The organism is Arthrobacter sp. FW306-1B-F12A (assembly GCF_058781865.1).
The window spans coordinates 39,731-52,523 of sequence record NZ_JBYSXD010000013.1; the positions used below are offsets into that span (position 1 = coordinate 39,731).

Genomic DNA, 12,793 nt, shown 5'->3' on the forward strand with positions numbered 1-12,793 from the left:
TCCACAACCCAGGAAGTCCCATGCTCCACTCTCCCCAACGCCCGTTCCAGCCCGCTCGCAAGGCGGCACTCGCCGTCGTCGCCGCCGTCATCGCAATGTTCGCGAGTTCCTGCACCCCGATGCCGGACGCGTCGCCATCCGCCGGCGGCACCGCCGTCGGAACCGCTGCCCCCGCACCATCCGAATCGGACCCTTGGCGGCCTGCCGCTCACCTCACGGCGTCGCAAAACTGGATCAACGATCCCAACGGGCTTGTCTACGAAAACGGCACCTATCACGCGTTCTACCAGCACAATCCGCACGGCAACTTCTGGGGAGACATGTCGTGGGGCCATTCCACCAGCACGGATCTGGTGCACTGGACCCAGAAACCGGTAGCCATGGAAGGCTCCGCCAGTGAGGAAATCTTTTCCGGCGCCATCGTTCCGGACACCAAGAACGCCTCCGGCCTGGGCACCGCTGGAAACCCGCCGCTGGTAGCCCTCTACACCAGCTCGTACGGCGACGGCGGGGCGCTGCCCAAGGGCAGCCAGGCCCAGTCCGTGGCCTACAGCCTGGACCATGGAACGTCCTGGACCAAGTACAAGGGCAATCCGGTGCTCAGCCTGAATCCGGCGTCGAACAACTTCCGGGATCCGAAGATTACCTGGTACGAGCCCGGCAAATACTGGGTCATGACCACGGTGGTAGCTGACGCCCAGGTGGTGAAACTCTTCAAATCCACCGACCTGCTGCACTGGGACTTCCTCAGCGACTTCTCGGGAGTGGGCGCCCAGGGCGGGCTCTGGGAAGTTCCCGAGCTGCTCCAGATGGACGTCGACGGCGGCAACGGCCTGAAGAAGTGGGTCATGATCCTGAGCATCAACCCGGGAGGCATCGCAGGAGGCTCCGGCATGCAGTACTTCGTGGGCAATTTCGACGGCACACGGTTCACGGCGGAAAACGCGGCAAAGCCGGGCGACCCGCTGACGGAATCGCAATGGCTTGACCATGGTGCGGACTTCTATGCGGCCAACACCATCACCGGGGCTCCTGGTGGAAAGCCGGTGCTTCTCGGCTGGATGGGGAACTGGGACTATGCGCAATCCGTCCCGAGCACGCCATGGCGCGGGTCAATGGCCATCCCCCGGCAGCTCACCCTCGCAGCCACAGGAAGCCGTTTCGAGCTCCATTCGAGCATCGCCCAGGCTGCCGCGGATGCGCTCACGGACACCAAGACCAGTGAAGTACATGGCAAAAACCTCACCGTCACCGATTCAACGGAACCCCTCGGCGGCGATTTCGGAACCCGAACCCAGCTGATCGACGCCGAAATGGACGTTGCGGGCGCCTCCGAGGCCGGATTGGTACTGCGGGCTTCGGCGGACGGGAAGGCAGGCCTCCGGATCTCGTACAACCGCGCAAGCCAGACCCTCAAAGTGGACCGCTCTGCAGCCGGGACCTCCAACTTCTCGCCGAAATTCAGCCCCTACCACCAAGCCTCCGTGCCCCTGAAGGACGGCAAGGTCCGTCTCCGCATCCTCTTGGATTCCTCGTCGGTGGAGGTCTTCACACAAGACGGCTCGGTAGTCATCTCGGACATCTTCTTCCCGCAATGGGGGAACACGGGTGCGGCAGCGTTCAGTGCAGGCGGCCCGGCGAGCTTCGTCCTCACCACCACGCGGCAGCGACCCTGACGCCAGGGGCCCAACTGACTCGCATTAGTTGTCGTTTAGACGCCTCATAACGACAACTAATGCGAGTCAGTTGGGTGGCGTGGGCCGGACTGTGACGGCTGACATAGCCGGTGACCTCGGCATTCATTCCCTTTGACGATAGCTTTATCCCTATGACATCGAGCGATGCCGAATTTGAAAAGCTGATATCCGACGCCGGCGAGTGGGCTGCCCAGGACCCGGACCCGGTCACTGCGGCAGCGCTGTCCGAGCTGGCCGGACTCGCCTCCAATGGCGTCGCCGCGGCCCGTCAACAGCTTGAAGACAGCTTCAGCGGAACGCTGCAGTTCGGTACCGCTGGGCTCCGTGCCGCCCTCGGTCCTGGTCCCAACAGGATGAACCGCGTAGTGGTGCGCCGGGCAGCGGCAGGTTTGGCGGCCTTCCTCAAGGACGCCGTTGAGGCGGCTGCCCCGGGAACGCGGCCGCGCGCCGTCGTCGGCTATGACGCTAGGCACAACTCGGACGTCTTCGCACGGGAGTCCGCAGCCATCTTCACGGCCGCGGGAATCGAGACCTTCCTGATGCCTTCGGCGCTTCCCACCCCGTTGTTGGCTTACGCGGTCCGTTCGCTTGATTGCGACGGCGGTGTCATGGTCACAGCGAGCCATAACCCGCCGCAGGACAACGGTTACAAGGTGTACTTGGGCGGCCGGGCCGTGGAGGAAAGCGGCCGCGGGTCCCAGATCGTGGCACCCTACGATTCGCAGATCGCGGCAAGCATCGAAGCCGTGGGCCCTTTGGATTCCATCCAACTGGCCGAGTCCGGCTGGACTGAACTGCCCGCTTCCATCACCGGGGAGTATGAGGCCGCGATGGCCGGCCTCGCCGACGTCGAGAATTTCCCGGCCCGTCAACTGAAGATCGTTTTGACCCCCATGCATGGCGTGGGTGGTGAGACTGCGGTGTCTGTGCTGAATGCGGCAGGCTTCACCGACGTCTCACTCGTGGAAGAGCAAGCAGAACCGGATCCGGACTTCCCCACCGTCAGTTTTCCGAACCCGGAAGAGCCCGGCGCACTGGACCTGGCTTTGGCGGCAGCGGCGCGTTTGGGTGCCGATATCGTGCTGGCGAACGACCCCGACGCCGACCGCGCGGCCGTAGCGGCACAGGACCCGGATACGGGTGCTTGGCGGATGTTGCGGGGCGACGAAGTGGGCGCCTTACTTGGGGCACATGTGGTGGCCCGGCACGCCGCGGATGTGCGGCAAGGCGATTCAACACGGGGCGTTTTCGCCAACTCAATCGTCTCGTCCCGGCTGCTTTCCCGCATCGCGGCGGCGGCCGGCTTCGCCCACGAGGAAACGCTCACGGGATTCAAGTGGATTTCCCGGGTGCCGGGACTTGTGTACGGCTACGAGGAAGCCCTGGGCTACTGCGTTGCACCCGAACTCGTCAGGGACAAGGACGGCATTTCCGCCTCCTTGCTCATCGCCGAACTGGCGGCGGCGGCCAACGCCGAAGGAAAGACGATCTTCGACACCTTGGATGAGATCTACCTGGTGCATGGATTGCATGCGAGCGACCAGCTCAGCATCCGGGTGGCGGACCTTGGTTTGCTGGACGCCATGATGAACCGGCTCCGGGCCGATCCGCCGGAGTCCTTTGGCGGTTCCGCCATCGAGACCTTTGTGGATTTGGCCCAGGGAAGCGAGCAACTGCCGCCGACGGACGGCCTCCTCTACCTGACCAAGGACCTAAGCCGCGTCATCATCCGGCCCAGTGGCACCGAGCCAAAGCTCAAGTGCTACCTGGAGGTCATCAAGTCGGTCGGTTCGGCGGCGGAACTCGCCGAAACCCGGCACGCCGCGCGGACCACTTTGGACCACATTCTTGCCGATGTCCGCGAGGCGCTCGGGCTCTGAGCGCTTCGGCTCCACGACGGACGACGGCGGTGCGCGGCTGGGGGCTCCGGGCTACAGTTCGACTTCGATGAAGCCGTCAACCATGCGGGTCTTGAATGCCGGAAGCCGGAGCCCGGGGTTGGAATAGCACTCACCGGTCTGCAGGTCGTAGACCTCCTTGTGCAACGGCGAGGCGATAGTGGGGCGTGATCCCCGGGAGCCGGTGATCCCCCGGGCCATGACATTGGCCAGGGTTGCAGGGTCCTGCTGGGCGACTGCGTAGACATTGTCGGCATCGAGGCGGAATAGCGCCACCTGCACGCCGTCGATCAACGCCGCCTCGCCCCAAGCCGGTTCCAGCTCGTCCAACGGGCATACACGGTGCCAGCCGGACTCGGTCGGCGCGCTCGTCAGTTGTTCTTCCCGTTCCAGAATGACGGTCATGCCAACCCCTCTCGCTATGCCTGCAGCCGGACAAATGCTGTCCTTTCCTTCAGGCGGTGGCCGCCGAGCGGCCATATCTTCAAGGTAGGCGGGGAGTGTTTCACTCGAATGCAGTCAATGTGTCGGGTGCGTAAAAGAGACCTCACGGGTCCCGACATCCAATCGTGACCCAGAAGTTAAGATCACGAAACAAAAGGGAAACTGAGGAGAAACTGCCCGTCCGTAGTCTGAAGTGACAAGTTGCGGAGCACGTTCTGCGGCGTATGCGAAAGGCCACCAGTGACCGGACACACTTCCACCCCAGAAAACCAGCGCCGTATTGTTGTCGCCGGCGGAGGCCCTGCGGCCCACCGTTTTGCCGATGCCATGCATACCCGCGGTCTCGAGGGCTGGCACGTCACGGTCCTGACCGAGGAAGCGCACGTTCCGTATGACCGGGTCACCCTGAGCAAGGCGCTGACCGATGTGGACTATGACCTCACCTTGGGCGACATGTCCATGTGGGAGCACGAATCCATCTCCCTGCGCACTGGCGAGCGGGTGGTCAAGATCAACCCCGAAGCCAAATCCGTGGAAACCGCGGCCGGCAACACTTACGACTACGACCACCTGGTGGTGGCCACCGGCTCGGACGCGGCACAGCTCCCCTTCCCTGGCGGTGAGCTCGCCCATGTCTACCGCACCCTCGACGACGTCTGGGCCATCAACAAGGCCATCGCCGAACTCACGGAGAAGCTTGGCCGGACCGTCCGGACCGTGACCATCGGCGGCGGCCTCCTCGGCTTGGAAGCAGCGGCGGGCACCATGGAGTTGGGCGCGCAGGCCACCGTCATCAACGGTTCGCGCTGGCTGATGAACGCCCAACTGGACGAAGGCGCAGGCCAGGCACTGGGCCGGCTGGTCACCGCCAAGGGACTCGAAGTCCTGACGGGAACCTACCCCGCCGAAGTATTGTCCGACGACGGCCAGGTCACCGGCGTCCTCATGAAGGACGGCCGCGTCATCCCCGCCGACATGGTTATCGCGTCCATCGGCATCCGCCCCCGCGATGAACTGTTCCGCGGAACGGAAGGCGACGCGGACGGCCCCACCGCTGAACAGCTGTTCGAACTCGGCAAGAAAGGCGGCGTGGTCATCAACGACCATTGCGCCACCCCGGTCCCCGGCATTTGGGCCATCGGCGAAGTCGCGAACTTCGATGGCATGTGCCTGGGGCTCGTGGCTCCGGCGAACACCATGGCTGAGATCGTGGCCGACCGGCTGCACGGCGGCCAAGCGACGTTCCCGGGTTTCGACACCGCGACCAAGCTCAAGCTCTCCGGTGTGGACGTGGCCAGCTTCGGCGATGCGTTCGCCACAACCGAGCACTCCCTGGAGATCGTGTACGCCGACCCCGCACGCGGCGTCTACCAGAAGATCGTCACTACCGACGATGCCAAGACCCTCCTCGGCGGGATCTTCGTCGGCGACGCCACCCCGTACATGAGCCTGCGCCCCCTGCTGGGCCGGGAACTGCCCGCCGAACCCGGCGCCTACCTCACCGCGGCCGGCGGCGGGGACGCCCCCGAGACCGAACTGCCGGACGACGCGATCCTCTGCTCCTGCAACAACGTGGCCGCAGGCAGCGTCCGCGATGCGATCAACGGCTGCGGTTCCTGCGAGGGCAACGCCCCCGTCCAGGAACTCGGCGAACTAAAGACATGTTCGCGGGCCGGCACCCAGTGCGGCTCCTGCGTCCCGATGCTCAAGAAACTCCTCGAAGGGGAACTGAAGAAGTCCGGCATCGAAGTCTCCAAGGCCCTGTGCGAGCACTTCAGCCTCTCCCGCCAGGAACTCTTCGACGCCATCCGCGTGCTGGAGCTGACCTCCTTCGAGGACATCCTGGCCAAATACGGCACCGGCGCGGGCTGCGACATCTGCAAGCCGACGATCGCGTCGATTCTCGCCTCACAGAACAGTGAATACGTGCTCGGTGCCGGGCGCGGTACCCTGCAGGACACCAACGACCGCGCCTTGGCAAACATGCAAAAGGACGGCACCTACTCCGTGGTCCCCCGCATCGCCGGCGGCGAAATCACGCCGAAGGGCCTGGGTGTCATTGCCCGCGTTGCCGAGAAGTACGGCCTCTACACGAAGATCACCGGCGGGCAGCGGATCGACATGTTCGGGGCCCGCCTTGAGCAGCTCCCGGAGATCTGGAAGGAACTCGTCGACGCCGGCTTCGAGTCCGGCCAGGCGTACGGCAAGAGCCTGCGCACCGTGAAATCCTGCGTCGGATCTACGTGGTGCCGCTTCGGTGTCCAGGACTCCGTCGCCATGGCCATCAACCTGGAACTGCGCTACCGCGGCCTGCGCAGTCCGCACAAACTCAAAATGGGCGTCTCCGGCTGCGCCCGCGAATGCGCCGAAGCCCGCGGCAAGGACGTCGGCGTCATCGCCACCGACAAGGGCTGGAACCTTTACGTCGGCGGCAACGGCGGCTTCCTGCCCGCCCACGCCCAGCTCCTCGCCCAGGACCTGGACGACGACACCCTGATCAAATACATCGACCGCTACCTCATGTATTACATCCGCACCGCCGACCGCCTCCAGCGCACTGCCCGCTGGCAGGAAGAGCTCGACGGCGGCCTCAAACACATCGAAGACGTCATCATCCACGACTCCCTTGGCATCGCGGACGACCTCGAAGCCGCCATGTCCCGGCACATCGACACCTACCAGGACGAATGGGCAGAGACCCTCAAGGACCCCGAGCGCCTGCGCCGCTTCCGTTCCTTCGTGAACGCACCCGACCAGAAGGACGAGGCCATCGCCTTCGTCCCCGAACGCGGCCAAATCCGCCCCGCCACCCACGAGGAAAAGGGCGGCGTCCTCATCGCCAGCACGATCCCCGTTCGCGGCCAGGACTAAGGAGCACAAACCATGCAGCTCACCATCGACCTCACAGGCCGCGACGTTCTGGTCACAGGCTCGGCCCACGCCGCGCGGCAAGCCGTACGGCGCTTCGAAGCCGCGGGCGCCGTCGTCCATCGGCTCAGCACTCCCGACGGCGCCGACTCTGACGGCCCGCTGCCCGAACGCCCCTTCCTGGTCGCGGCCGTCGACGACGGCCAGCCCGGCTGGGAGCCCTTGCTCGCACGCTGCCGGGAAGCGGGGATCCCCGTCGCCAGCGAACCGGCTGCTGGCGAGTCCGGGCACGTCACCCTGGTCGGCGGCGGTCCCGGCACCCTCGAGTTGCTGACCATAGGCGCGGTCAACGCGCTGCGTGACGCCGACGTCGTCTTCTACGACCGGCTTGCCCCCTACGCGGAACTGGCGCGACTGACGTCCGCGGAACTGGTGGATGTCGGCAAGCGCCCAGGGCACCACAAGGTCGCCCAATGCGACATCGAAACGCTCATGGTGGACGCCGCGTTGACCGGCAAGAACGTAGTCCGGCTCAAAGGCGGCGACCCTTATGTATTCGGCCGTGGCGGCGAAGAAGTCAGCGCCTGCGTGCAGGCTGGGGTCCCGGTCCGCGTCATCTCGGGCGTCACGAGCGCCATCTCGGTCCCGGCGGCCGCGGGCATTCCCGTCACTCACCGCGAGGTCAGCCACATGTTCACCGTGGTTTCCGGCCATGCACCGCTGACCGAGAAGGAACACACGCACCTGGCCGGACTCGGCGGGACCATCGTGGTCCTCATGGGCATCGGCACCCTCCCCCAACTCGCTGCCGGGCTCCGGCGGGCCGGGATGGATCCCGCGATGCCCATGGCCGTCGTCGAACGCGGCTACCGCCCCGGGCAGCGCACCACCATCGCCGAACTCGGCACCATCGAAACCGCGGCCGCAGGCTGCACCAACCCGGCCGTCCTGGTCATCGGCGAGGTGGTCCGCGTGGCCGAAGCCAACCGCGATCACACCGAAGCCACCGCAGACCTTGACCTCCTCGCGGCTTCCCTCCTTGAAGCCTGAAAGAACACACATGACTACGCTGAATGCCCTTGATTCCATCGATGCAGGCTCGCCGCTGGCCACCCCTGGACCAAACGACGATGCGCCGCTGGACGGTTTCCGGATCGGAGTGACTTCACACCGGCGTTCACGTGACCTGATCGAGGCGCTCGAGCGGCGCGGCGCTTCCGTGCTGCACGCTCCGGCTTTGAAGATCGCGCCGGTCCAGGAAGACATCACCCTCATCGAGGACACGAAAACGATCATCGCGGCCAAGCCCGATATCTGCATCGCCACCACCGCCTACGGCATGCGGCGCTGGTGCGAAGCCGCGGACTCCTTCGGCATCGGCGAGCAACTTCTCGACGTGCTGGGGGCCTGCCGAATGTTCGTGCGCGGGCCAAAAGCCCGGGGTGCAGTCCGCGCGGCAGGCCTTGCCGACGTCGGGATCAGCAGTGACGAAACCACCGCCACACTGGTGGATATGCTCCTTCAGGAAGGAGTCCGCGGGAAGACCGTCGCCGTGCAATTGCACGGCTACACCGACGTCCGCCAGTTGGAGCGCCTCCGCATGTCCGGCGCGACGGTCCTCACTGTCACCCCGTACCGCTGGGTAAAGCCCGACGGCGAAGACAAGCTTCCGCGCCTCATCGAAGCCGCCTGCTCCGGGGACTTGGATGTGCTCACCTTTACGAGCGCGCCCGCGGTAGACGCCATGTGGAGCACGGCCCACGAGATGGGCCTGTACCGTCAGCTGATCGAGGCACTCAAGACCCAGGTGACCGTCGCCGCCGTCGGGCCTGTCACCGCACAGCCGTTGGTCGACGCCGGGCTCAGCCCCCTCATCCCGGACCGCTACCGCATGGGTGCGCTCATCCGGCTCGTCACCGAACATCTGGCCCTGAACCATGTCCGCCGGCTCGACACTCCCGCAGGGCACATCGAGCTGCGCGGCCGCTGTTTGAGGATCGATGGTTCCGTGGTGGAACTGGCCCCGGCTCCGCTGCTCCTGCTGCGCGCGCTTTTGGGAGCCGGGGGCGCGGTGCTGTCCCGAGAGGCCCTTTCCGACCTTCTGGAATTGCGTGGCTCGGTCCACGCCCTGGACATGACGGTGAGCCGCTTGCGGTCCTCGCTGCCGGACGGAAAGCTCGTGGAAACCGTCGTCAAGCGGGGTTACCGGTTGCGCGTCTAGCCCTGGTTCCTGTGGACGAGGTAGATGGCACCGGTGGTGACGTCTTCCTCCAGCGCTTCCAAGGTCCGGCCACGGGTTTCCGGAACTTGCTTGACGACGAAGACCAGGGCAAGCGCCCCGACGACGGCGAAAAGGAAGAAAGTGCCCGTGATCCCGAGCCCCGCGACCAGCGACGGGAAGAACAGCGAAAGGAATCCGTTGACGACCCAGAGGAAGAAGATCGAGACGCCGGTGCCGAAGCCGCGCATGTGCAGCGGGAAGACCTCCGACAGGTAGACCCACACCGCGACGTTCAGGAACGTCTGCATGGACCCCACGAAGGCAACCACCAGGAAGAGGATCACGTACGGGCGGATCGGGTTGCCGACGGGCAACATCATGGAGGCGAACCCGATGAGCAGGTGGCAGCTGGTGGTCAGCGCGAGGCCCAGAATGAAGGTCTTGCGACGGTCGATCCGGTCCATCAGGGTCAAGGCGATGACGCCGCCGATCACGGCGATCACTCCGGGCGCGATGTTCGCGATGAGCGCGCCGCTCTCGTTGAAGCCCGACTCGACGAGCACCGTCTGGCCGTAATACATGATCGAGTTGATGCCGGTCAGCTGTTGGGCGACGCCCAAGCCGATTCCCACAAGCAGGATGCGGAACAGGTTCTTGTTGCTGAAGACCGCACGCCAGCCGATCTGCTGGCTCTCCCGCTCCTCCTTGGCGACGTTCTCCACCTCGCCGAGCTCCGCGAGCGCACGGTCCTCGGAACGGACGGACCGAAGCACGGCGAGGGCCTCATCGTGCCGGCCCTTCTCCACCAGCCAGCGCGGCGACTCGGGCACGCGGAGCATGCCGAAGAACAGCGCGATAGCCGGCAACGCGCAGACCGCAAGCATGATGCGCCAGACGCCGGGAACGTCACCCCACACGATGCCGATGATGGCGTTGACGACGAAAGCCGCCAGCTGACCGACGACGATCATGAGCTCGTTGCGGCCCGCCAGGGAACCACGGATCTCGAACGGGGCCATCTCCGCCAGGAACACGGGGACCACCGCCGAGGCGCCGCCCACGGCGAGACCGAGCAGGACGCGGCCGACGACGAGCACGCCGACACTCGGGGTGAACACGCACACCAAGGTGCCGGCGAAGAACAGTACCGCGAGCAGAATGATCGTCTTGCGGCGCCCCCACCCGTCGGAGATGCGCCCGCCCGAGAGCGCGCCGATCGCCGCGGCGAAGACGAGCGAGCTGGCGACGATGCCCTCGGTGAACGGGGTGAGGCCGAGTTCGGCCGTCATTGGCCTCAGGGCGCCGTTGATGACACCCGTGTCATAACCGAACAGCAGTCCCCCGAAGGTGGCAATCAGGGCGACCAGGCCAAGGCGCTTACGATGCGGGCCGTTGCTCAGGGGAGGAAGCGCGACCGCGCTGCAGACTCCCCTGTGGCTTTGCGTAGCAGACATCAGGACTCCTTTGTCTTGTGATGCGGGTCATACACCCGCTCTGAATTACAGACTAACGCGCGAAAGACTTAAATGTAAGGTCAATCTAACAAATGACTTAATTGAGACTTTCTCCGCCGTGGGAAGATGAGGGCATGGGTCTTGACCGGCAGCTCCGTCCCGCAACACAGAGCGATGTTGCTCGTGAAGTCGGCGTCTCCCGCACGCTCGTGTCTTTCGCCTTCCGTGGTGCTCCAGGCGTCAGCGACGAGACGAAGCAGGCCATCTTCGAGGCGGCAAAACGTCTCGGTTACCGGCCCAACGCAGCCGCTGCCGACCTGGCACGCAAGCATCGCTCCGCCGTCGGGCTCTATTTGATGGACATCCACAACGAGGTCTATGCCGACATCCTCAGCGGCGTGAGGATGTCGCTCCCCCAGGCCCACAACCGACTCATCCTAAGCGTCTCCCAGTCTATTGACGGCGTAGACGCGGGAGCCGTGGACTCGCTGATCGAGGCACGGGTGGGGATCATCATCGCCGCAACGCTGCTGGAGCCGGACGAACGGGTGCGGGAACTGGCCCGGATAGTCCCGATCGTCAGCGTCGCGCGGCCAGTACCCGGCGTCGACAGCGTGTATTCCGACGACGCCGCCGGCGCCCGCGCCGCCACCGAACACCTCCTCAGCCTTGGACACACCCGGATCGCCCATCTGGCCGGACCCGATTATGACGGCCATACGGTCCGCCGGAGAAGCTATGAGAAGGCAATGCGCGGCGCCGGCCTGGCTCCCCGGACCGTACCGGCCCATGACTTCACGCAAGATGGCGGAATGCGTGCCGCAAGTGAAATCCTTGACTCAGCGGACCGCCCGACCGCCATCTTCGCCCACAACGACCAGTTCGCGCTGGCGGCACGCGAAGCCGCCTACGCCAGGGGCCTGGCCATTCCCGGGGACCTGTCGCTGGTCGGCTATGACAATTCACGGACCAGCCGGCTCCACGGCATCGAGCTGACGTCCGTCGACCTCCACGCGATGGAACTGGGAAGTGTCGCCGGAGCCGTGGCCATGGACCGGCTCAATCATGCTCAGGCTCCCATCGCGGACGAGCGCCTCATTCCCGAGTTGGTGGTCCGCAACTCAACGGCGCCCGCCCCCATGTGACCCAGCTCATTACCGGCGGGTAACCATCAGGGAACGGGCCACCGCCAAATGGCAACAACAGGGAAACACCACCGAAAAACCCCCCGCCTACGCTGGGCATAGGCACATCAACCACAGCTCAGTTCAGCGAAGGGACCATCATGTCCATCACACCGTCCGCAGGCTCCGTCCACCTCGTCATCGCCGGAGCCGGGCCCGCAGCCCAGGCCCTGGTCCGTCGGCTGACAGGCAACAGCACTACTTCGCGACAGCCGGGAACCACCGTGTTCCCCGGCAACATCACCGTGCTGAGCAACCGCGACGAGTGCCCCGATGCGCTCCTGGAGCTGGCCGCCCTCCCCCAGGTCTCCGTGCGTTTCGGCCAGGCCGCGAGCTTCATCGATGTCCAGGCCCGTACGGTGACCACCACCGAAGGCCTCGAGTTCACCTACGATCAGCTGGTCATTGCCACCGGTTCCGCCCCCATGTACCCGCCGGTGCAGGGCGCAGCACGCAGCCTCAACTACTCCACCATCGACGACGCCGAACCGATCGGCACCGCGGTCAAGGACATCACCAGGGTCCTGGGACGTCGTCCTTTGGGGATTCTGGTTGGTACCGGTCCGGCGGCCGGCCAGGCCGAAGCGGTGCTGCGTGCCCGCGGAGTCCGGCCCATCCGTACCACCTTGCGTCCGGCTGCGGTCATGCCTTCCGTCGCCGGTTCGGTCCTGCCGGCTACCGGAATCGTTTTCGAGGACGGTAGCAGCATGAACGGCGACCTTGTGGTGCTCGCCGAGGAACGGCTCCCCCGCAACGAGCTCGCTGAAAGTGCCGGCCTGCAAACAGCTCCCGACGGCGGCATCAAGGTGGCGCGCGACTTCGCCACTTCAGTGCCGGGCATCTGGGCGATCGGGGACGCCGCCTCCCGGGACGGCATGCGCCTTGGGCTTGTTTTGTCCTCGAATGCCGCAGCGGCTCACTGCGCCGCCCGGCTTGAGGAAGACGCCAGGCTCCGCACTTCCAGTGCCACCCAGTCCCCGGGTTCCGCGCGCTCCGCAGCCGCCTAAGGGAGCCTCCACGGCAGCCG

At 65.4% G+C, this 12,793-nt stretch carries 9 protein-coding genes; 7 read left to right on the top strand and 2 right to left on the bottom strand.

The annotated features are described in order from the left end of the window. The first annotated feature begins 20 nt into the window (after positions 1-20). On the top strand, positions 21-1,676 hold the full coding sequence (locus AC3WJU_RS08865) for a glycoside hydrolase family 32 protein (RefSeq protein WP_492259678.1): 1,656 nt from the start codon (positions 21-23) through the stop codon (positions 1,674-1,676). A gap of 152 nt (positions 1,677-1,828) precedes the next feature. Then, a complete protein-coding gene (locus AC3WJU_RS08870) occupies positions 1,829-3,577 on the top strand; it encodes a phospho-sugar mutase (RefSeq protein WP_492259679.1) in 1,749 nt (582 codons plus the stop codon). A 51-nt stretch (positions 3,578-3,628) separates the two neighbouring features. Here the strand turns inward: AC3WJU_RS08870 and nirD are convergent, their stop codons facing one another. After that, the gene (nirD, locus tag AC3WJU_RS08875) at positions 3,629-4,000 is read right to left on the bottom strand and encodes a nitrite reductase small subunit NirD (RefSeq protein ID WP_284989798.1); all 372 of its coding nucleotides are present in this window, start codon (positions 3,998-4,000) and stop codon (positions 3,629-3,631) included. 279 nt (positions 4,001-4,279) lie between these two features. Between nirD and nirB the strand changes: the two genes are divergently transcribed. From nirB to AC3WJU_RS08890, 3 genes are read left to right on the top strand one after another with little or no spacing between them, the layout of a single operon-like run. Further along, on the top strand, positions 4,280-6,910 hold the full coding sequence (gene nirB / locus AC3WJU_RS08880; RefSeq protein WP_492259680.1) for a nitrite reductase large subunit NirB: 2,631 nt from the start codon (positions 4,280-4,282) through the stop codon (positions 6,908-6,910). Positions 6,911-6,922: 12 nt separating this feature from the next. Beyond that, positions 6,923-7,957, top strand: a complete 1,035-nt coding sequence (gene cobA, locus AC3WJU_RS08885; protein WP_492259681.1) for a uroporphyrinogen-III C-methyltransferase — start codon at positions 6,923-6,925, stop codon at positions 7,955-7,957. A 10-nt stretch (positions 7,958-7,967) separates the two neighbouring features. Beyond that, the gene (locus AC3WJU_RS08890; protein WP_306961261.1) at positions 7,968-9,128 is read left to right on the top strand and encodes a uroporphyrinogen-III synthase; all 1,161 of its coding nucleotides are present in this window, start codon (positions 7,968-7,970) and stop codon (positions 9,126-9,128) included. Here the strand turns inward: AC3WJU_RS08890 and AC3WJU_RS08895 are convergent. Continuing rightward, positions 9,125-10,582, bottom strand: a complete 1,458-nt coding sequence (locus AC3WJU_RS08895; RefSeq protein WP_492259682.1) for a sugar porter family MFS transporter — start codon at positions 10,580-10,582, stop codon at positions 9,125-9,127. The two genes, AC3WJU_RS08890 and AC3WJU_RS08895, sit on opposite strands and share 4 nt — an antisense overlap. Before the next feature lie 134 nt (positions 10,583-10,716). Here AC3WJU_RS08895 and AC3WJU_RS08900 point away from each other — a divergent pair, with 134 nt between their 5' ends. Then, positions 10,717-11,727 carry a LacI family DNA-binding transcriptional regulator gene (locus tag AC3WJU_RS08900; RefSeq protein WP_332601499.1) on the top strand — a complete coding sequence of 337 codons (1,011 nt, stop codon included), beginning with the start codon at positions 10,717-10,719 and terminating at the stop codon, positions 11,725-11,727. A 140-nt stretch (positions 11,728-11,867) separates the two neighbouring features. After that, a complete protein-coding gene (locus AC3WJU_RS08905) occupies positions 11,868-12,773 on the top strand; it encodes an FAD-dependent oxidoreductase (RefSeq protein WP_332601500.1) in 906 nt (301 codons plus the stop codon). The last annotated feature ends 20 nt before the right edge of the window (positions 12,774-12,793 follow it).